The 21,256-nt window shown below is 32.5% G+C and carries 19 protein-coding genes; 4 read left to right on the top strand and 15 right to left on the bottom strand.

The window, feature by feature from the left end:
• Nucleotides 1-10 precede the first annotated feature (10 nt).
• Nucleotides 11-574: an alkyl hydroperoxide reductase subunit C gene (gene ahpC / locus MN187_RS06955; protein ID WP_242093677.1), complete on the bottom strand. Its 564-nt coding sequence runs from the start codon at nucleotides 572-574 to the stop codon at nucleotides 11-13.
• Between the two features lie 260 nt (nucleotides 575-834).
• On the opposite strand from ahpC, the gene MN187_RS06960 reads away from it, so the two are divergent.
• A complete protein-coding gene (locus MN187_RS06960; protein WP_242093679.1) occupies nucleotides 835-1,416 on the top strand; it encodes a beta-phosphoglucomutase in 582 nt (193 codons plus the stop codon).
• Nucleotides 1,413-2,402 (top strand): aldose epimerase family protein, encoded by a 990-nt coding sequence (locus MN187_RS06965; RefSeq protein WP_242093681.1) that lies wholly within the window; start codon nucleotides 1,413-1,415, stop codon nucleotides 2,400-2,402. The genes MN187_RS06960 and MN187_RS06965 overlap by 4 nt, the downstream gene beginning before the upstream one ends.
• Before the next feature lie 23 nt (nucleotides 2,403-2,425).
• Here MN187_RS06965 and MN187_RS06970 read toward each other — a convergent pair whose 3' ends face one another.
• The gene (locus MN187_RS06970; RefSeq protein ID WP_242093683.1) at nucleotides 2,426-3,286 is read right to left on the bottom strand and encodes an ROK family protein; all 861 of its coding nucleotides are present in this window, start codon (nucleotides 3,284-3,286) and stop codon (nucleotides 2,426-2,428) included.
• 9 nt (nucleotides 3,287-3,295) lie between these two features.
• Complete coding sequence (locus MN187_RS06975; protein ID WP_242093685.1) at nucleotides 3,296-4,669, bottom strand: glycoside hydrolase family 1 protein; 1,374 nt, start codon at nucleotides 4,667-4,669, stop codon at nucleotides 3,296-3,298.
• Between the two features lie 349 nt (nucleotides 4,670-5,018).
• Here MN187_RS06975 and MN187_RS06980 point away from each other — a divergent pair, with 349 nt between their 5' ends.
• Nucleotides 5,019-6,353: an FAD-dependent oxidoreductase gene (locus tag MN187_RS06980; RefSeq protein ID WP_242093687.1), complete on the top strand. Its 1,335-nt coding sequence runs from the start codon at nucleotides 5,019-5,021 to the stop codon at nucleotides 6,351-6,353.
• 68 nt (nucleotides 6,354-6,421) lie between these two features.
• Here the strand turns inward: MN187_RS06980 and MN187_RS06985 are convergent, their stop codons facing one another.
• A complete protein-coding gene (locus MN187_RS06985) occupies nucleotides 6,422-7,234 on the bottom strand; it encodes a hypothetical protein (protein ID WP_242093689.1) in 813 nt (270 codons plus the stop codon).
• Nucleotides 7,235-7,732: 498 nt separating this feature from the next.
• On the opposite strand from MN187_RS06985, the gene apf reads away from it, so the two are divergent.
• Nucleotides 7,733-8,299: an aggregation-promoting factor gene (gene apf / locus MN187_RS06990; protein WP_242093691.1), complete on the top strand. Its 567-nt coding sequence runs from the start codon at nucleotides 7,733-7,735 to the stop codon at nucleotides 8,297-8,299.
• A gap of 81 nt (nucleotides 8,300-8,380) precedes the next feature.
• Here apf and MN187_RS06995 read toward each other — a convergent pair whose 3' ends face one another.
• The 11 genes from MN187_RS06995 to MN187_RS07045 all read right to left on the bottom strand — a co-directional run bounded on the left by MN187_RS06995 (nucleotide 8,381) and on the right by MN187_RS07045 (nucleotide 21,252).
• Complete coding sequence (locus MN187_RS06995) at nucleotides 8,381-10,843, bottom strand: heavy metal translocating P-type ATPase (protein WP_117973116.1); 2,463 nt, start codon at nucleotides 10,841-10,843, stop codon at nucleotides 8,381-8,383.
• Nucleotides 10,844-10,852: 9 nt separating this feature from the next.
• Nucleotides 10,853-11,293 (bottom strand): CopY/TcrY family copper transport repressor, encoded by a 441-nt coding sequence (locus MN187_RS07000; protein WP_117973117.1) that lies wholly within the window; start codon nucleotides 11,291-11,293, stop codon nucleotides 10,853-10,855.
• 96 nt (nucleotides 11,294-11,389) lie between these two features.
• Complete coding sequence (locus MN187_RS07005) at nucleotides 11,390-13,168, bottom strand: sensor histidine kinase (RefSeq protein WP_117973118.1); 1,779 nt, start codon at nucleotides 13,166-13,168, stop codon at nucleotides 11,390-11,392.
• Entirely contained in the window at nucleotides 13,165-13,875 is a 711-nt protein-coding gene (locus MN187_RS07010) for a response regulator transcription factor (RefSeq protein WP_117973119.1), read from the bottom strand. The genes MN187_RS07005 and MN187_RS07010 overlap by 4 nt, the downstream gene beginning before the upstream one ends.
• Nucleotides 13,876-13,974: 99 nt before the next feature.
• Nucleotides 13,975-14,877, bottom strand: coding sequence for a phosphate ABC transporter substrate-binding protein PstS family protein (locus tag MN187_RS07015; protein WP_242093693.1), 903 nt, complete (start codon nucleotides 14,875-14,877; stop codon nucleotides 13,975-13,977).
• Nucleotides 14,878-15,103: 226 nt separating this feature from the next.
• Entirely contained in the window at nucleotides 15,104-16,357 is a 1,254-nt protein-coding gene (clpX, locus tag MN187_RS07020) for an ATP-dependent Clp protease ATP-binding subunit ClpX (protein ID WP_117973121.1), read from the bottom strand.
• A 147-nt stretch (nucleotides 16,358-16,504) separates the two neighbouring features.
• Complete coding sequence (tig, locus tag MN187_RS07025) at nucleotides 16,505-17,788, bottom strand: trigger factor (RefSeq protein WP_117973122.1); 1,284 nt, start codon at nucleotides 17,786-17,788, stop codon at nucleotides 16,505-16,507.
• Between the two features lie 108 nt (nucleotides 17,789-17,896).
• The gene (locus MN187_RS07030) at nucleotides 17,897-18,838 is read right to left on the bottom strand and encodes a hypothetical protein (protein WP_117973123.1); all 942 of its coding nucleotides are present in this window, start codon (nucleotides 18,836-18,838) and stop codon (nucleotides 17,897-17,899) included.
• A gap of 82 nt (nucleotides 18,839-18,920) precedes the next feature.
• On the bottom strand, nucleotides 18,921-19,154 hold the full coding sequence (locus MN187_RS07035) for a YkuJ family protein (protein ID WP_117973124.1): 234 nt from the start codon (nucleotides 19,152-19,154) through the stop codon (nucleotides 18,921-18,923).
• A gap of 89 nt (nucleotides 19,155-19,243) precedes the next feature.
• Complete coding sequence (locus MN187_RS07040; protein ID WP_117973125.1) at nucleotides 19,244-20,110, bottom strand: NAD(P)-dependent oxidoreductase; 867 nt, start codon at nucleotides 20,108-20,110, stop codon at nucleotides 19,244-19,246.
• 131 nt (nucleotides 20,111-20,241) lie between these two features.
• A complete protein-coding gene (locus MN187_RS07045) occupies nucleotides 20,242-21,252 on the bottom strand; it encodes a lysylphosphatidylglycerol synthase transmembrane domain-containing protein (RefSeq protein WP_117973126.1) in 1,011 nt (336 codons plus the stop codon).
• Nucleotides 21,253-21,256: the final 4 nt, after the last annotated feature.

A 21,256-nucleotide genomic window follows, 5' to 3' on the forward strand; every position in this document is an offset into this window, starting at 1 on the left:
GTTTTTCTCCTTATATTTTTCCAACTAAATCAAAACTTGGTTTTAATGTTTCACCATTTTCTTTCCATTTAGCAGGACAAACTTCCCCTGGATTTTCACGTACATATTGTGCTGCACGAATTTTATCAACTAAAACACTTGCTTCACGTCCAATACCATCAGCATTGATTTCAATGGTTTGAACCACACCATCAGGATCAATAATAAATGTACCACGTTGTGCGGCCCCTGCTGCTTCATCTAGTACATCAAATTGACGTGAAATAACATGTGAGGGGTCTCCTATCATAATATATTCAATTTTACCAATCGCATCAGATGTATCATGCCATGCTTTGTGCGTAAAGTGTGTGTCTGTTGAACAAGAATAAACCTCTACCCCTAAACTTTTTAACGTTGCGTATTGGTCTTGTAAATCTTCAAGTTCTGTAGGACAAACAAATGTGAAATCAGCTGGATAAAAACACAGAATACTCCATTGTCCTTTAAAATCCTCATTAGAAACAGAAACAAATTCTCCTTTATGGTAAGCTTGTGCTTTAAACTCTTCAACTTCTTTTCCAATTAATGACATAATCATAACCCTCCATTTAATTTTTGATTCTAGATTAACTAAAATCTTATTTATAATGATTATAATCTAAGGGTATATACAAGTCAAATATAACCTAAAATAACTGACTTTAAATATAAAATAATATATATAACACATAAAACATAATTATAGTTAATCTAATTAGGCTTTACTATCCAAGTGACAATTGCCTTTTTTTTCGTTAAAATGACTATTATAATAGTAATTTTTATAACTATATGATAAAGAGGTGCTAACAAGTGTTTTCTACTGTCACACTCGCATTGGATGGTATCATCACAGATACAACACATATGCACTATGAAAGCTTTTTATACGATTTTAATTTTTTTAATATTTTTTTGCCAGATAATCTATCTTATGAGGAACAAATTATTTTTAGAAAAAATGATTGGTTACACTCTCTTTTATCTTTAAATACAGACCAAAAAGAGGACATTATTAAAAAGAAAAATGACTATTACTCAACTTATTTAACTAAACTTAATTTTGAAGACCTTTATCCAGGAATTGACAATTTGTTTAGTGAGATGGAACATTTATCGATTAAAATAAATTGTTATTCAGACAATCCTCTTGCAAAAAACGTTTTAAAACAATTGGGTTTAAATTATGAAACCAACATTCTTACTTTAGATGATTTAAGCAATCAATCTAGTGATATCATGATAGTCGATCATAAAACTGAGTTAAACCATAACCCTTCTCTGCTACTTTTTTTAACACAAGATTACTCTAATAACAAAAGAGTACACTGTATTCAAAATACAGAAGAGATTACAATGGCTTATTTAAAAAAAATTTGGGAGGAACAACGATGAATTATACTATTAAACATGATAAAGCGACGAATATTCATTATGTCACAGTATCCGTAAAAGATCATACTGTAACGTTTGTTGACTTTGGAGCTCGAATTCAAGAATGGATTATTCCTGATAAACAAGGGAAAAAAGAAAATATCCTACTTTCTCCAGATACACCACAAGAAATACTAACTGACACAGCTCAATTTGGAGCACTTGTAGGACCTGTTGCCGGACGAATCAAAAATGGTATATGGAACCATAAACAGTTTGAAAAAAATAATGGAAATCATCATTTACACGGTGGGAGTAATGGTTGGTGGCATCAATTTTGGTTGTTTGATGTTGAAGTAGTAGAAGAGTCAATCACTGTTCATTTTATGTTAAAGGATACCTTAACTGACTATCCTGGACCAATTTATGTCAAAAATTCTTACAAAGTAACAAGTGATTCGATTGAAATGACAACAAGTGTTCATTCAGATAGTCATACTATTATTAATCCAACAAATCATATTTACTTTAATTTAAACGGTCAAGCAAAAAAAGATATTACAAACCATATGCTACAAATCCACTCAGATAAATACTTAGAAACTGACCATGAAAGTATCCCGACGGGAAAACTACTAGAGGTTGATAACAGTGGTTATGATTTTAGAAAACCACGCTTGTTAAGTCACGCTTTGAAAGAACTCTCACATGGTCTTGATGATGCCTTTTTATTACAAGATAATCAACCACAAATTATATTAAGTGAACCAAGTAACGGAAGAAACATTAGCATCTCCTCTGATCGTCAAGCAGTTGTTATTTTTTCCACAACAGGTTTTGAAATGAATCAATCTGTTTCTGGCAAAAAAATGTGTTCTGAATTAGGGATTGCCATTGAAACACAGGAGCTTCCAGATATCGTTAATCACCCAAACTTAGGAAACATTGATTTAGAAAAGCAACAAATTAAAACATGGAAAACAACATACGCGTTTTCTGTTATATAAAAAAACCACTTTATGTGGTTTTTTTATATAGTGTTTAGATAATTTGTCGCAGCGCCAATTAAATTGGCGTCATTTCTAAATTGACAAGCTGCTATTTGCGGCATAATATTTGGTAAATGAACACTTGCTAGCTTATGATACAACCGTTTTTCAAGTTCATCAATCATTTCTTTACGTTCTGAAATACCACCGCCTATAATAATCATTTCTGGATCAATTGCAACCTGTAAATCATAAAGTATTTGTGCAATATTTTCATACATAGTGTCTAATAATGCTAAGACTAATGAGTCTTTCTTCTTTGCTAATTCAAATAATTGTTTTCCATCCACTTTTTCACCAGTTTTTTTATAGTAAGCTTCTGCTACTCGGACTATTGTGCCTGTTTCACTTAATATCTGATTAGTATGATTTTTCATCAATCCGAATTCTCCACCAAATAAATGGGTTCCTTTATACAACGAGCCATTGATAAATATAGCTCCACCTACGCCTGTTCCCAAAACAACAAATAAAGCATTCTCTATATTTTTTCCTACACCTAAACTCATTTCTGCGATGCCTGCACAATTTGCATCGTTTTCAATTCTAACAGGTAGACGAAATGCCTTCTCAAAAATATCAAAAATAGAACAATTATGTAGGTATTTCACTGCACTAATCCCTTCAATCTTTCTTGTACTGGCATTGACAGCACCGGGTGCACTAATAGCAATTCCTTCTATATCAACAGGATAGTGATTTATTACTTTTTTCATATCCATTACTAAATCATCCAATGTTTTAGATGTTATAAATTTAGATTGGTAAGATAATTGATTATTTTCCCATAATCCACATTTTACAGCAGTGCCTCCTATATCAAATACAGCTAAATTTGTCATGTCATCACCTCAAAATCCATTACTTTTTGATAATTCTTTAAACCATAACCCACTTTTCTTCAATGAACGTTTATAATAATTTTCTAAATCAATACGATAAAAACCATAACGATTTTTATAACCATTTAGCCATGACCAACAATCTACAAATGTCCATGTATGGTAACCAAAACAATTGCTACCTTCTTCAATTCCTCGATGTAGGTATTCTAAATGCTCTTTCATAAACTCAATTCGATAATCATCTATTATCATACCAGATTCATCCATGAAACGCTCTTCATCTGCGACTCCCATTCCATTTTCTGATACATACCACGGAATATTACCATAATCGTTTTTCATCATTATAGCCACATCATACATCGCTTCTGGATAAATTTCCCATCCACGATAAGGGTTAACCCTCTTATCAGGCCAATCGTATGGCTCATAAAAATCCGTTGGGAAAATCGCTGGGTGTCGAATTTCTCTAGGGGCTTGAACCCTCATTGGTTGATAATAATTTATCCCGATAAAATCAACAAGGTTAAGAGAAATCATTTTTTTATCATCTGATAAACTATCAGGAGTTAAATCATTTTCTAATAATAAGTCACTTAATTCAGCCGGAATAGTTCCTAATACACATGGATCTAAAAAACTTTTTATTATTAATAAATCTGCTTTTCTTTTTGCTTCTTGATCTTGTTTTCTATCACTTTTAGCATATGTAGGGGTCACGTTTAATATAATACCAATTCTGCCATCATTTCGATTATCTCGAAATGCTTTAACTGCATAAACATGTGCCATCAGTGTATGAAAGCCAACCTGAATCGCTTTTTTAAAATCAACAATAGCTGGGTAGTGATAACCATATAAATACCCACATTCAATATGAACGAGTGGTTCATTGAATGTTACCCAATCACTCACCAAGTCACCAAATAACTCAAAAGCTGTTTTAGCATAAAAATGAAATGCTTCGACTGATTCCCTTGTCTCCCAACCCCCTTTTTCCATTAGCCACCAAGGCATATCAAAATGAAACAAATTAACGATTGGATGAATCCCTTCATCTAACATCGTTTGAAAGTAATCTCGATAAAACTCCACAGCTTCTTGATTAATCTTTTTCCCATCCGGTAACAATCTTGCCCATGATATAGAGGTACGATAAGAATTTAATCCAATCTCTTTCATTCGTTTAATATCATTAATGTATTCCTCATACACATTAGACGTGTTTTCTGGTCCCTCATTTGCATGAAATTTCTCAGGATTTAACTCAAACCATTTATCCCACGTTGTCGCACTTTTTCCATTACCTAATGAATGCCCTTCTGTTTGAGGTGCTGATGCTGCTGACCCCCATAAAAAATTAGCTGGAAATGTTAACATGATACCCACTCCTTATCTCATTATCTTTACTATCCATTATAAAATAAGATATATCTTTTATAAAGAAAAACATCAAAAAAAATATTTGGTATATCATATAACATTGTGAATTTTTTATAAAAAAAGAGAATAGACATCTTTTTTGATACCTGTTCATTCATGTTACATAACTAACTCTATATAACACAAAACACTTGATATTTAATGAGCATAAATTTTATTAATACCCCTTTTTATACTTTGTCATTCACAAGCATAATGTTATACATTGATTTTACTTTCTGTTATATTTTGAACATATCACATATCGATATATTTGTGATAAAAAATACATGTAAGGGTGGATACAATGAAAGTTGTTGTTATAGGATGTACTCATGCAGGGACATCTGCGGTAAAAAGTATTTTAAAAGAATCACCAGAAGCTGAAGTGATTGTCTATGAAAGAAACGATAATGTGTCGTTCCTATCATGTGGAATCGCGCTCTACGTTGGTGGCGTTGTCAAAAACGCGCAAGACTTATTCTACTCAAATCCTGAGGAGCTAGCTTCTCTAGGTGCTACAGTAAACATGGAGCATAATGTGACATCCATCGATACTGAACTTAAACAAGTGACAGCTGTCAACTTGAAAACAAATGAAACAAGCATTACGTCATATGATAAATTAGTGATGACAACAGGATCATGGCCTATTGTTCCTCCTATTCCAGGAATTGAAGCCAATAACATTTTATTATGTAAAAATTATAATCAAGCAAATAAAATCATCGACTCTGCTAAAGATGCCAAAAGAATCGTTGTGGTTGGTGGTGGATATATTGGGATTGAGTTAGTTGAAGCGTTTGTCGAGTCAGGTAAAAACGTAACCTTAATCGATGGTCTTGACCGTATATTAAATAAATATTTAGACAAACCATTTACAGATAAACTAGAACAAGAGTTATTGAACCAAGGAGTCACACTAGCTTTAGGAGAAAATGTGGCACACTTTGAATCCGATGAGCACTCTAATGTGAAAAAAGTACATACGGCTTCTAAATCATTTGAAGCTGACATGGTGATTCTGTGTGTTGGATTTAAACCTTCGACAGAATTATTAGGTGACAAAGTGGATAAATTACCTAATGGTGCGATTAAAGTGAATGAGTATATGCAAACAAGTCAACCTGATATTTTTGCTGCAGGCGATAGTGCAATTGTTCACTATAACCCAACACAATCAGATAACTATATTCCTTTAGCAACAAACGCCGTTAGACAAGGCTTATTAGTTGGAAAAAATATTAAAAAACCAACTCTAGCTTATCGTGGGACTCAAGGAACGTCTGGATTATACTTATTTGGTTGGAAAATAGGATCAACCGGTTTAACCATAGAAAATGCATTAGCTCAAGGAATTAATGCTGATATGGCATATTTAGAAGATAACTACCGTCCAGAATTTATGCCTACAACGGAAAAAGTTATGATGCAATTGGTTTTTGACAAGGATACAAAACGCATATTAGGCGGTCAATTAATGTCGAAATATGATATCACTCAGTCAGCAAATACATTGTCTTTAGCCATTCAAAATAAAATGACTGTTGAAGATTTAGCTCTATCCGACTTCTTCTTCCAACCTCATTTTGATCGTCCGTGGAACTATTTAAATTTATTAGCACAAGCAGCAATGGATTAAATCTTCTACTATTATATATCAAATAAAACTAACCCTTAAGTCATCTCGTATGAGTTAAGGGTTAGTTTTTACACTTCTTCAGAAAAAGAAATACGATCGTGAACTTTCATAAAGTTAGGTCTAGAAAAATGTAGTCCATCATATACAGCTATTTTTTCACTTGCCTCTAACATTAAAATTGAAATTTCTCTTGTAAAGTTTTCTAATTCTTCGATGTCAAATGGTGTATAAGATAGTAGAAACTCTTTTTCTAAATGTGATAAATGAGATTTATCTCCTTCATACTGTCTCCAATCATCTGATTCATTCGGTTTTGCTCCTTTTGATAAATACCACATTGAAACTAAATGTTGTTTAATTGATAATATGATTGATTCAATATGATTTCTTTCATTTCGTCTCCATGCACGATATAAATTAAAATAATCAGCATAATATTGATTTAAGACAACATCAAATACTTCTTGTGTCACAACATAATTCATTGATTGAGATAAACGATGTAAATCAGTTAACGTGCCATCATCTTTTATAATTTCAATGTATTTATATTCAATACTTGGCTCTAACATTTCTAAAGTATAAACCATTAAATCTAACTTGATAAATGTTGCATAATGAATAATCGAATGATTATAATCAAATAATTCAACAAATAAAAAATCACCAATCGCACTAATAATCTCACGTTGTTTTTCTTCTAGTAATATTCCAGGTTTTAAAATAATTCGGGCATTAATATCTGAATAATAATCTTCTGTTTTATCTCCTATTGACCCACTGTAGTAAGCACCAATAATATCACTGTCTTCTTTTACTAATCTAGCAAATCTATTTTGTAATTTATCACGTTCTACTGGTAAATTAGAATCCACTAACATAATAAACAATCCTCCTTAAATATCTATTACTTACAGTATATTCAAAAAAAACCGGTTTTACAAAAGATTTTGTAGAAAAAAAAAATTTTTTCCTATTTTTTTATTTTTTCGACGGTTTTTTAAAAAGTCAGTAATGTAACATCTTTTTTTTCATTAGTAATATATGTAATATAATTCTTTTTATTAATTAATCTAATAATAAAATATATTTCATAAACTACACACATATATTATGCTTATAAATATGATTATCTTTATTTTATAAAACTTTTAATAACCAATTAGTTAAATACATCTGTTGAACTCATGACTAATTTATTTAACTAATAACGAACATCAAAATATTTCTATGTATCAACTTTTGTAATATTTCGCTTTATTTTGTTACCAAATTAAACACATTCTTTCACCTAAGAAATATTATTCGATGGTAAAGTATATCTTGTCGTTGGATAACAACAAAATAAAAACAAACATTTAAAGGAGATTTTTAATTTTATGAAATCACTAAAAACAATTATATTTGGTAGTACCTTTGCTTTAGGCTTATTATTCAGTACAACAGTACTCGCAGATTCTGTATACACAGTAAAACCGGGAGACACACTTTCATCAATTTCGACTGAATTCTTTGGTTCAAACAATAATATTGACCAAATTGCTAAAGATAATAATATCAGTAACATTAACTTGATTCACCCAGGTCAAGAGTTAACAATTAAAACAGATGGGAAAGCAACAGTTGCTCCTGCTGAAACAACTAAAGAAACAAGCCAACCAGCACAAGAACAACAAGAAGTTCAACAAGAGGTTCAACAACAAGCATCTACATCTACTTCTGCTACAACATCTAGCGCAAAAGAATGGATCGCTCAAAAAGAATCTGGTGGAGACTATAACGCAACAAATGGTTACCATATTGGACGATATCAATTAGACCCAAGTTACTTAAACGGTGACTACTCTCCAGCAAATCAAGAAAAAGTAGCAGATGAATATGTTGCTGGCCGTTATGGCTCATGGGAAAATGCTCAAGCATTTTGGATGAACAATGGTTGGTACTAAGAAATAGCCTCTAGCATCATACTAAAATAAAGAGTAAAAAAGCAGGAACGCAAAGTTATTGTAACTTTGCGTTCCTGCTTTTTATTTTTGCTTAGGTTTAAATCGTTTTAAACGTAGAGCATTTAATAATACGGATACAGAACTAAAACTCATGGCTGCTCCAGCAATCATCGGATTAAGTAATGGACCACCAAAAATATATAAAATTCCCATAGCTACTGGAATACCTAATATATTATAGCCAAATGCCCAAAATAGATTTTCTTTAATATTTCTCATGGTTGCATCAGATAATTCTATCGCTGTTACAACAGTTTTTAAATCTTCATTCATTAAAACAATATCTGCTGATTCAATGGCAACGTCCGTTCCATTACCAATGGCTAACCCTATATCAGCTTGTGCTAAAGCAGGTGCATCATTAATACCATCACCTACCATTCCAACTTGTTTTCCTTTTTTTTGTAGATTTTCAACTTGTTGTGCTTTATCTTCAGGTAATACTTCACTAATGACTGTATCAATCCCCACTTGTTTTGCTATCGCATGAGCTGTCAATTCATTATCCCCTGTTAGCATGACGACTTGTTTTCCCAAATGTTTTAATGTACTCACAGCCTTAATGCTGCTTTCTTTTATTGGATCCGCTACAGCAATAATCCCAATAATATGTTGCTCACTCGCTACATACATAGGGGTCTTGCCTTGTGTCGCTAACTCATGAACAATATCTTGTTTTTCGTCTAATGAAATGGATTGTGCTAACATCAGTCGTTTGTTTCCAATATAATAAATCTGATTATTAACACTTACCTTTATTCCCTTACCTGGTACTGCTGAAAAATCATCAATTTTTATAAACTCTAAATGTTGTTCTTTGGCTTTTTCAACAATTGCTACTCCCAAAGGATGCTCTGAATGAGTTTCTGCTGAAGCTGCAAGTATTAGTAATTCCTCTTGACTCAATTGATTAAATACTAACACATCTGTCACAATTGGTTTCCCTTGCGTGATGGTTCCTGTCTTATCAAACACAATCGTATCAAGCTTATGGGCTATTTCTAATGCCTCACCACTTTTAATGAGGATACCATTTTCAGCTCCCTTACCTGTTCCTACCATTATAGCTGTTGGCGTTGCTAAACCAAGTGCACATGGACACGCAATAACTAAAACGGAAATCATAATGGTTAAAGCAAATACCCAGGATTCTTGTCCTAAAAAATACCACAACAAACCTGAAATAATAGCTAGTCCAATGACAATCGGAACAAAGACGCCTGAAACTTTATCAGCTAACTGTGCGATAGGCGCTTTAGATCCTTGTGCTTCTTCAACCAGTTTAATTATCTGCGATAATGTTGTATCTTTTCCTACTTTGGTTGCCTTAAATTTAAAACTTCCCGTCTTATTTATACTAGCACTCACCACATTGTCCCCAGATTTTTTTTCTACAGGGATACTTTCTCCAGTAATCATTGATTCATCAACTGAACTGTTACCAGAAATAATCACTCCATCGACTGGGATTTTTTCACCAGGTCTAACCATTACGATATCATCTAAGACAACTTCTTCAACTGGTATGGTTTGCTCTACCTCATTACGAATGACGGATGCCGTTTTTGGTGCAAGGTTAATTAAGGTTTTAATCGCTTCTGATGTTTTTCCTTTTGATACTGCTTCAAAATATTTTCCTAATGTAATCAATGTTAAAATAGTCGCAGCTGATTCATAATAAAGATTCATAGCAAAACTTATGTCTCCCATAAACACTTGAATGGTTCCATATAAACTATAAATTGTTGCCGCACTCGTTCCTAATGCCACTAACGAATCCATATTAGGATGTCTTTTGACAAGTGATTTAAATCCGACTGTAAAAAATGGCCATCCTATTGCTATCACTGGGATAGTCAATATAAATTGAATAAGAGCAAAAAGTTGTGGAGAATGCACTGGATTAATGACTGAGGGCAAAGGTAAGCCTATCATATGCCCCATTGATAGATACAATAACGGAATCGTAAAAATAGCGGAAGAAACAAATCGATTCCACATAACTTCGATATGTTTTTCTTTATTCTCTTCCTTCGTCATTTTTTCTTCGGTATTTATCTGTTTGTCAATCGCTTTATATCCAGCAGCCTCTACTGATTGAATAATAGCTGATTTCGTCAAAACATCGGGATTATATGATACACTCATCTCTTCTGTCGCCAAATTAACAGATACTTCTTTAACACCATCTAATTTCCCGACAACTTTTTCAATTGTACTAGAACAGGAGGCGCAACTCATTCCTTCTACATCAAATTGATTTGTGATAAGTTGTTCTCTAACCTCATATCCAGCATCTCTCACCGCTTTTGCAATATCTGCTTCAGTCAATTTAGTTGTATCATACGTCACATCTAATTTTTCTGTCGCTAAATTAACACTTGCTTTTTCAACCCCACTTAACTTTGATACAACCTTTTCAACCGTACTAGAACAAGAAGCACAACTCATTCCTTCTACTGGTAAAATCACTCTTTTTTCCATATTTCCACCTCACTTATGACAATTACATTGACCGATAGCACAGTTACAATCAACTGTTTTCGGAGCTTTTACCTTTTTTTCTTTTAATAAATAGATTAACTGATCGATATCATTTTGAGAAAATTCTTCTTTTTCAATCACTTGATACAAAGCTTGTCCCTTCTTTTTTTGACAAATTTTATTTAAGTCATCTAATAATATATAATTTACAGCAAATTCTTCATCCACAAGTGCTTGATAGATAAACTGTTTTCCTTGCTTTTCAGTTGATAAAAAATGCTTATCAACTAATCTAGCGAGTAACGTCTTAACTGTTGACATGCTCCAATCCATTTTATCACCCAGTATTTCCAACACTTGCCGACTTGTTACAATATCATTTGCCCAAATAACTTTCATTATCTCCCACTCTGCTTGCGTAATAGAAAAAGACTTCTTTTTTTGAATCATTCAGTCACACCTCTTCATTCATTGATAAATTTACTATAACTTAATCGTCTACATTTGTCAACGATAGAGTTTAAAAAAAGAATAGCTCGCGATTAGCTACTCTTTTAATTGTTTATTCTCATAGTTTGAAGACAGAATATCTAAATTTATTTTAACAATAACAGTGGTTCCTTCTTCTAATTCACTTACTAATTTAACCCGTCCACCAAGTATTTCGGCATAATGTTTAACAAGTGACAAACCTAACCCAGAGCCTCCATTATTTCTCTGTCTTGAATGACTCACACGATAAAACCTTTCAAATATCCATTTTTGATCTTCTTCAGAAATACCAATACCAGTGTCTTCAACTTTTAACGTTAATTCATTATTTTGTTGTGTTAAATAAACAAATATTTTGCCATGCTCTTCAGAGTATTCAATAGCATTTTCTAACAAATTTTTAACAATAATTTGAAATGAATCATTAGGAATAACTAAATCTTCTCCTACTGCACTTTCAAAAATAACAGATATATCTTTGTCAAAAGCTTTATATCGATAACGATCAATTTCATCCTCTATAACTAACTTAGGATGGACAACAAAAGAATCCATCATATAAATATCTTTTTCCGTTTTTAGTAACATTAAGATTGTTTGAATTAAACTCATCAACCGTTGTGCTTCACGTTCAATAATCGTTAAAAATTCTTTACTAGCTTCTGGATCGTCTTTTGCTCCTGCTAATAAAGTTTCAGAAAAACCAATAATGGATGTCGTTGGTGTTTTTAACTCATGTGATATATTACTAATAAAATCCTCATGTACTCTCTCAATCTGTCGGACTTCCGTAACATCATAAATAATCCCAACATATTCATGATTGTCTATTGATAATTGTCGAATAACAATTTTTAAATCTTGCGTTCTTGGTTTTTCTATACGAATTTCCCCTTGAACTGCTTCTTTTGTCTTAACAGCCTGGTTAATTAATTCAGTCAATCTAGGCTCTGTAAACCATTCATCATATGGAGAAATCGTCCATGTTTTCTGGAACATTTCTTCTATTGTTTGATTGGCTAATGTTATCTCCAATCGATCATTCAAAATAAAAATACCGATATCTAAGTTCTCAAATAAAAAATGCAATGTCTCTTCATTTTTTAACTGCTTATAATACAGTAAATTTGTTTCTTCCATTAACTCATACACCGTTTGATAGAGTTCATGCCATTCCTTAGGGGCATCTATAACCTTTTGTTTTTTCTCAGGATTTTGAATTGCTTGTCTTAAAATTGGTAGCATAAATTGAATTGGTTTTTTTGACTGACGATGGATGTAATATCCCATAATGAGGATTGCGACAAATAATAACACCATGATTGTAATCACAATTCGCTGAAAGTTCTCAACATATTGTGAAATGCCTTGATACGTTTCTGATAGACGAATAACCCCTATTAACTGATTATCTTGGTACACTGATTTTGCAACATAGATTAGCTTTTCATCAACTGTATTACTTTCTCTAATAGCCACTCCTTCTGATCGACCTTCTTGCAACACTTCTTTAATTTCAGGACGATTTTTTCTTGATTCTTTAACTAAATTATTACTAGATGAATCATATAAGATATCCCCAGATTTATCTAATATAGTTAAACGTTCATGTTTTCCTACACTTTTATCAAGTTTTTCCTTATCTAAAATAAATTCTTTATCTTGCAAAATAAATGGAACCAATCTATCAATTTCTTCAGATAATTGTTTTGTTTGTTGATTGATAACATCTTTTTTAAAAAAATAGGTGGTATAATAACCACCTATGAGCACAAATATTATTATTATTAAAATAACCCAAGCTGGATTCACTATTTTTTGTAACTGTTTCATGCATATGGCTCCTGAAATTTATAACCAAATCCTCTGACTGTTTTTATATATCCAGGATTTTTGGCATCGTCTTCTATTTTTTCTCTTAAATGACTAACATGAATATCAACTGTTCGAGATAAATGATACATATCGTCTTTCCAAATTGATAACATTAATTCATCACGTCCGATGATACGATTTTGTCGTTCCATAAAATAAATAAGTAGTTCAAACTCTTTTTTCGTCAGAGAGATGTCCATCCCCCTTTTCAATACTTTATAATCATTTGGATAGGCTATAATATCACCTACATTTAAATGATTACTTCCAACATCACTTTCAGTTTCATCAGTTGTTTGATGATCTAAGCGCCTTTCCACTGCTCTAAGTCTAGCAATAAGCTCTCTTGGACTAAATGGTTTTGTCACATAATCATCTGCTCCTATCTCCAGACCAACAATTTTATCAATTGTTTCATCTTTTGCTGTTAACATAATAATTGGTGTACTAATTTTTTCTTTACGCAATGTTTTCGTGACATCAAATCCATTAATTTTAGGTAACATTAAGTCCAAAATAATGAAACTGTATTGATTAGACATAGCACAATCAACAGCAGCTTCACCATCATGTACAACATCAACTTCAAAGTTTTCTTTTTCTAGGTTATATTTTAAGAGTGTTGTAATAGATGGCTCATCATCAACTACTAAAATTCGCTTCATAATAGCTAAACGTCCCTTCCCTATCCTGTTTAGTTTGTTCCATTATACCACAGTTAATATAAATAGATGAACACAGGATAATAATGAGCGTGGAGTCAATTATTTAATAGTTCCGTTTAACTCACGTTCAACCTTCATATCAGAAATAGCAATATAGCCTAACTCGTTCACTACATTTTTTTGTACATCATCAGATTTCATGTAATCAAGGAATGCTGTCACATCAGAACTTGCATCTTTTTTTGTATACATATGCTCATATGCCCAAATTTTCCAAGAATTATCTAATACATTTTTATCTTTTGGTTCCACATTATCAATAGAAAGACCAATAATACTATCATCAATATAAGAAAAGGCTAAGTAACTAATAGCTCCGGGCGTTTCAGAAACGATTTTTCGAACAGTACCAGATGAATCTTGTTCCTGTCCTTTAGCCGCTTCTGCGCCACCGATTCCCCATTTTTCAAAAGTTGCACGAGTTCCGCTTCCTGATACACGATTAATTAATTCAATTTTCTGATCTTTTCCACCTACTTCTTTCCAGTTGGTTACTTTACCAGTGAAAATATCTTTTAACTGCTCAGAAGTAAGGTTTTTAACACCTACTTCTTTATTAACAACAGGAGCCACACCTACAACTGCTACTTTATGGTCTTCAATCTTCGACGCATCAATTCCATCTTTTTCTTCGGCGTAAACATCTGAGTTTCCAATATCAACAGCACCTGTTGATACTTGCGTTAACCCTGTTCCACTACCACCACCTTGAACTGTAATAGTATAGTTTGGATTATCAGTCATATAAATTTCTGCTACTTTCTCTACTAATGGCTGTAATGCTGTTGATCCAACAGATGTAATATCTACTTTTTCAGTAGATTTTGCTTTTTCAGAACCACTTGTCCCACTATTGCTACTTTCAGTTGACCCATTACCTTTACAGCCTACTAATGTAAATAATACGCCTACTGTAATGACAGATAATAATTTCTTTTTCATTTTTCAAAACTCCTTAAAAGTTATTTGTTTGATTTATTTATTACACACAGAGTGTATCAAGTTTGTGTAAAATTTATAGTCTTATAAATGTAAAATGAACGTAAATTATCCAAATGTAAGATTATATTGGTTCATTTTTCAAAACAATGAAAACTTTATAACAGTTATGCGTCAATTGAAACAAATATATCAAAAAAAGAGAGCAGATTTCTCTACTCTCTTTTACCTATTTAATCGTTTTTAATTTTAATTCTGGTTCACCATCACCTTCAACAGCTTCTTTAGTAATAATAACTTTTTCTACATCTTCTCGGGTTGGAATTTCATACATAATGCCCATCATCACGTGTTCAATGATTGAACGAAGACCACGAGCACCTGTATCGCGTTCAATTGCTTGATTAGCAATAGCATCTAATGCTCCGGGTGTGAATTCAAGCTCCACATTATCTAGAGATAAGAGTTTCTTATACTGTTTCACTAATGCATTTTTAGGTTCAGTTAAAATTCTTACCAAATCTTCTCGGGTTAATTTTTCAAGAGATGCTGTCACTGGTAATCGTCCAATAAACTCTGGAATCAATCCGAATTTTAATAAATCTTCCGGAATAATCTGTGCCATAATACTTTTTTCTTCGTCACGTTTATTTTTATTTGTTGAACCAAATCCGATTACTTTTTCACCTAGACGTTCTTTTACGATTGTTTCAATACCGTCAAACGCTCCGCCTACGATGAATAGAATTTCAGATGTATCAATCTGAATCAATTCTTGTTGTGGGTGTTTACGTCCTCCTTGAGGTGGCACACTGGCTACCGTTCCTTCTAATATTTTAAGTAAAGCTTGCTGTACCCCTTCACCCGACACATCACGTGTAATAGATACATTTTCACTTTTTCTAGCAATTTTATCAATCTCATCAATATAGATAATCCCACGCTGCGCTTTTTCAACATTAAAGTCAGCTGCTTGTAATAGTTTTAAAAGAATATTTTCAACATCTTCCCCAACATATCCAGCTTCAGTTAGACTTGTTGCATCAGCAATAGCAAATGGAACATTTAATGTTCTAGCAAGAGTTTGGGCTAAAAATGTTTTCCCAGATCCTGTTGGTCCAATCAAACAAATATTACTTTTTTGAAGTTCTACTTCATCAACTTCTTCATTTTCTTCGTTGATTGCCATTTGTTGCACTCGCTTATAATGGTTATATACTGCAACAGATAAGACGATTTTGGCTCTTTCTTGTCCTATAACATATTCATTTAACACATCTAAAATTTCTTTTGGCTTTAATACATTAATTAAATCAGATACCATTTCATCTTGCATCTCTTCATCAATGATTTCTTTACATAAATCGATACATTCGTTACATATATATACTCCAGGTCCTGCGACTAATTTTTTCACTTCATCTTGTGACTTTCCACAAAATGAACAGCGAACTTCATTATTTTCACCTGTATTGTCGTACATGTTTTCCCTCCTAATTGAAAAAAGACCTATACGGCCTAATTCACCAAAAGTCTAATCATCTTGTTTATAATAACATACTATACTAGACAATGCATTAAAAAAGAAAACAAAAGACAAGGCTCTATTACCTTGTCTTTCTAGTCTTTCTTATGCTTCTTCTTTAACTGTTTTAACGATAGCATCAACTGCTCGTTTCATTTTGATATCATGAGCTAACATATCATCAGATAAAGCGTTTCTTACAGCTGAAGCTTCCATGTTGTATTGAGATGCTAAATCATCAATTTCAGCTTGAATGTCTTCATCAGTTACTTCAAAGTTTTCAGCCTCAACGATTGCTTCAATCACTAAGTTTGTTTTAACACGTGATTCAGCTTCACCTTCAAATTGTTTATGTAAATCTTCCTCAGTTGTTCCACTGATTTGATAGTATAATTCAGGTGAGATCCCTTGGTTTTGCATGTTTGATAAGAATTCATTCATACCACGGTGAACTTCATCGTGAACCATTACTTCTGGTAATTCAACGATTTCAGCATTTTCAACTGCTTGAGAAATAGCTGTTTCCTCAATCGCTGCTTCAGCTGCTGCCTCTTTAGAAGCTACTAATTCAGCTTTGATTTTTTCTTTTAATTCTGCTAATGTTTCAACTTCTTCATCCACATCTTTAGCAAACTCATCATCTAATTCAGGTAATTCTTTTGCTTTTACTTCATGAACAGTTACTTTGAAAACTGCTTCTTGACCAGCTAAATCTTCAGCTTGGTATTCTTCTGGGAAAGTGACTTTAACTTCCACGTCATCTCCAGCTTTAGTTCCAACTAATTGTTCTTCAAAGCCTGGGATGAATGAGTTAGAACCTAATTCTAATGAATAGTTCTCACCTTTTCCACCTTCAAAGGCCACATCATCTTTGAAACCTTCAAAGTCAATAACAACTGTGTCACCATTTTCAGCTGCTGATTCTTTAATCACTAATTCTGCTTGTGATTGTTGTTTTTGAGCTAAGTTTTCTTCAACTTCTTCATCAGTGACTGAGCGGTCTTGCTTAGGAACTGTTAAGTTTTTGTAATCTCCTAATTTAACTTCAGGTTTTACAACAACTTCAGCTGTGATAACCCATGGTTGACCTTTTTCCATTGATTCAACATTGATTTTTGGTTGAGCAACTGGCTCAATTCCCGCTTCTTCAATTGCTGCTTCATACAGTTCAGGCAAAACAACGTTTAAAGCATCTTCATATAATGCTTCTTCACCATACATTTGGTTAAACATTTGGCGAGGTACTTTCCCTTTACGGAATCCTGGCACGTTTAAATCTTTCTTCACGCGATCAAATGCAGCTTTTAATCCTTTTTCAATATGTTCTGTAGAAACTTCAAACGTTAAAACACCATCGTTTGTTCCTTTTTTTTCCCATTTCGTAGACATATAATGTACCTCCAAGTTATCTATTCATTAATAGTTTTTATACTATTTCATACCATACAATATTACACTAAAGACCTTTAATTGTAAACATTTTTCACTAACAACTCACTATTTTGTCATCGTATTCATCATAATACGATCGAGTAATTGAATTTGTTGATTGATTTTGTTAACTTCCTGATTGTCAATTATATCAAACCCAAAATAAGTTAGATAGGCTTTATTCCAACTTTTCACGTCAGTTACTATATCATCAATATAAGGATACATCATACCTAAATGCGTCTTAACAATATTTAAAACTAGAGTCTCTTGACTGGGTTGATTATTTTCCATGTATTCTGACAAATCCTTATATAAAGAATTATTTTTGACACTAGGCATTAGTCGATTCATTTCATTAAGTTTAGCATGATGATGTAGTTGACCAAATACATCTAAAATACTAACTGTTCCTTCATATTTTAATTGCACCAATTCATCAATGATTTGAGAACGTATAAGTGGGGAAATATTTTTACTAATCAAAAATATTTCAGATGATAACTTAAAAAAATCCAACTTAGTTAAATAATTCATTTCTTGTAGTAATGCCTTTTGCTTTATAAAAGAAACTTTTTCTATTGACTTTATTCTTAATAATCTATTCGTATAATCCGTTTTATCAACCAGCGTCCAATATTTTTGAGTTTGATTCAATGTCTGTTTGAATTCCTCACTTAAATGAGATGCTCTATCAAACGTCAATAGCCATTTTTCTAAAACCAGAAACTGCTTCCTTTTTAATAAAATATCAAAATAAAGTGGCTGTAATTCCGACTGTTCTCGGTAGTCATCTTCATATTCTTTCATATATATATAGGCCGTTTCTAACCGACCAACATTGATTAATGCTTTAACTAACAAATAATTTACTTCTAAAGACTGACTAGTTTCATAACTATCGTTAAAATATTGTATGGCTTTTAAATCATCACCCTGTTCACTACTTTTTTTTCCTAGATAAAGCAATCTATTTTCATTAGCTGGAAATTCTAACATCTCTCCCATCATCTTTCCTCCATCACATTCTTATCATTCTACTGACACTATAAAAAAAAAGCGTCACACATCAGTGCGCACTTTTTAATCGTTAGTCTTGTAACAATTCAAAAATTTCTAAAGTGACTAAATCAATGTCATCAAATTGATAGACTTCTTGAGAACCTGTTTCCGTTAATTCAAACATCTCATTGTTCCCATCAAACGTCACGATGCATCGCTCTTGTCCTTCTCTTTCAAATCGACGAACTTGTACTTCATTGTCGCTAGATTCCACCATTGCATTCAATCGTTTAATAATTGCTGCTAACTGTGAACTTTTCATAGAGCTAGCCTCCTTCGCATTTCTTCTGTTATATTGTAACAGAAACACTCCTAACATGCATTGAAAAACTGTGTCTTTTTTTAACTTTTTTAAATATCCCACCAAAGTTTAATCAAAGCTTGCGTTCCATCGTCTTCAAACCCTTTGTCTACTAGTGATTGATAGAGATGTCTTGCTTCTTTAGTGGCAGGTAAGTCAATGGACATTTTCTCAGCTTCTTCTAATGCAATGGTTAAATCCTTTAAAAAATGTTTAACAAAAAAGCCAGGCGTAAAATCCTCCTTCAAAATTCTTGGAGCATAATTGGTGAGTGACCAATTTGCTGCACTTCCTCCACCGACTGTATCAAGAACTTTTTCTAAGTCTAAATCTGCTGATTTAGCATAAACAAGTAACTCAGTCATTCCTGTCATAGTGCCTGCAATCATGATTTGATTAGCCATCTTAGTATGTTGCCCACTACCAGCTTTTCCTTGTAGATTCACTTTACTACTAAAAACATTTAAAATTGGTTCCACTTTATCAAAAATGGCATCATCACCACCTACCATCGTAGTTAGCGTACCATTTTTAGCTCCTAAATCACCACCAGATACTGGAGCATCAAGACTATATGCTCCTTTTTCTCTAGCTGTTTGTGAAATTTTTTTTGCTAGTGACGGCGTACTTGTTGTCATATCAATGAGTATTTTTCCTATTACGTCTGCAGAAAATATACCATTTTCTCCATAATATATTTCTTCAACATCTTTTGGATAACCAACCATTGAAAAAATAATATCACTTTTATTAGTCACATCTTTTGGTGTACCTTGCCAAATAGCTCCCTCTTTGACTAATTCATCTGTCTTAGACTTCGTACGATTATACACATTTACTGTATAACCAGATGTTAATAAATGTTTTACTATTGATGCACCCATCACACCTGTTCCTATAAATCCTATTTTTTCCATGCCAATTCACCTCATATAAATAAGTTTGATACTCTTATTATAGAAAAAGGAAACAATTAAATAAAGTCACAGCACTTCTAAATATGTATAAATAAAAAAACATTCAAGTCAGAAACTTAAATGTCCTAATATTATTGAGTTCTTTTTTGTTGAAAAGTCAATGCAACAAGACCTAAAATAATACCTAAATAATAGGTCACTCCGCGCCATAAAAAAATAGCTAAAACTAATTTACTTTGTGATAAAGTGAACGTTCCAAATAATAAACTAAAACTGTACTCTGCACCACCAGTTCCACCAGGAATAGGAAATAGTGAAGTAATCATTGTAATAAACGCATGTAAAACAACAATATGAAAAATGCTAATATTATGAATACCTAACCCATGTAAAACAAAATAAGGGATAATATAATAAGCTACCAATTGAAGAACAGTTAGCGCACTTACTTTAATCATTAAAATGGGCTGATCTCTCATATAGTTACTTTCTGCATAAAAAGTATCCATTTTTTCAATCGTTCGTTGGTATAACTGATTAACTTTTTCATCTTTCTTAAATACATAAATCCCCTTAAATACAATATTTACTAACTTTCTTGTAAAACTATACCAATACATTATCATCAATAACGCAATAACAATGACAAAATGAATAATAAAACTGAGCAGTATTAATAGTTTTAATTTAGATAAATTATTTGATAAATAACCATATCCACCTACCAAACACATTAAAAAATTAATCACAATCCACACTTGATACACAACAAATTTCATCAAACTTACAGATGTTGCTACTCCAGTGTCAACATCTGACTTAGATAATGCAATAATTTGTGCTGGTTGCCCACCTGTTGAAAATGGTGTGATAGCATTAAATAAGTGTTCAATCAACGGTATTCGATAGCTTGATGTAAATCTAAAGGTAGGATTGCTTCGTTTTAACAGTACTTGAACAATTTTTGCTTCAATTCCCCAATATATTAAGATACAAGCAACTGCTGCAGCTATCCACCACCAATTTATTGTGGAAAACTCTGTAGCCATATCTTGCAAACTGACCTTTTTCATTTCAGTACCAATCACTATCAACCCTAATAAAACAGCTAAAACTAGATACCATTTATTTTTTTTGGTCATAGAG

Source organism: Vagococcus sp. CY52-2 (assembly GCF_022655055.1).
Lineage (GTDB): Bacteria > Bacillota > Bacilli > Lactobacillales > Vagococcaceae > Vagococcus.

Coding starts and splice junctions, on each gene's coding strand:
- ahpC (WP_242093677.1), bottom strand. CDS start 574: ATGTCATTAATTGGAAAAGAAGTTGAAGAGTTTAAAGCACAAGCTTAC.
- MN187_RS06965 (WP_242093681.1), top strand. CDS start 1,413: ATGAATTATACTATTAAACATGATAAAGCGACGAATATTCATTATGTC.
- MN187_RS06970 (WP_242093683.1), bottom strand. CDS start 3,286: ATGACAAATTTAGCTGTATTTGATATAGGAGGCACTGCTGTAAAATGT.
- MN187_RS06975 (WP_242093685.1), bottom strand. CDS start 4,669: ATGTTAACATTTCCAGCTAATTTTTTATGGGGGTCAGCAGCATCAGCA.
- MN187_RS06980 (WP_242093687.1), top strand. CDS start 5,019: ATGAAAGTTGTTGTTATAGGATGTACTCATGCAGGGACATCTGCGGTA.
- MN187_RS06985 (WP_242093689.1), bottom strand. CDS start 7,234: ATGTTAGTGGATTCTAATTTACCAGTAGAACGTGATAAATTACAAAAT.
- apf (WP_242093691.1), top strand. CDS start 7,733: ATGAAATCACTAAAAACAATTATATTTGGTAGTACCTTTGCTTTAGGC.
- MN187_RS06995 (WP_117973116.1), bottom strand. CDS start 10,843: ATGGAAAAAAGAGTGATTTTACCAGTAGAAGGAATGAGTTGTGCTTCT.
- MN187_RS07000 (WP_117973117.1), bottom strand. CDS start 11,293: ATGATTCAAAAAAAGAAGTCTTTTTCTATTACGCAAGCAGAGTGGGAG.
- MN187_RS07005 (WP_117973118.1), bottom strand. CDS start 13,168: ATGAAACAGTTACAAAAAATAGTGAATCCAGCTTGGGTTATTTTAATA.
- MN187_RS07010 (WP_117973119.1), bottom strand. CDS start 13,875: ATGAAGCGAATTTTAGTAGTTGATGATGAGCCATCTATTACAACACTC.
- MN187_RS07015 (WP_242093693.1), bottom strand. CDS start 14,877: ATGAAAAAGAAATTATTATCTGTCATTACAGTAGGCGTATTATTTACA.
- clpX (WP_117973121.1), bottom strand. CDS start 16,357: ATGTACGACAATACAGGTGAAAATAATGAAGTTCGCTGTTCATTTTGT.
- tig (WP_117973122.1), bottom strand. CDS start 17,788: ATGTCTACGAAATGGGAAAAAAAAGGAACAAACGATGGTGTTTTAACG.
- MN187_RS07030 (WP_117973123.1), bottom strand. CDS start 18,838: ATGGGAGAGATGTTAGAATTTCCAGCTAATGAAAATAGATTGCTTTAT.
- MN187_RS07035 (WP_117973124.1), bottom strand. CDS start 19,154: ATGAAAAGTTCACAGTTAGCAGCAATTATTAAACGATTGAATGCAATG.
- MN187_RS07040 (WP_117973125.1), bottom strand. CDS start 20,110: ATGGAAAAAATAGGATTTATAGGAACAGGTGTGATGGGTGCATCAATA.
- MN187_RS07045 (WP_117973126.1), bottom strand. CDS start 21,252: ATGACCAAAAAAAATAAATGGTATCTAGTTTTAGCTGTTTTATTAGGG.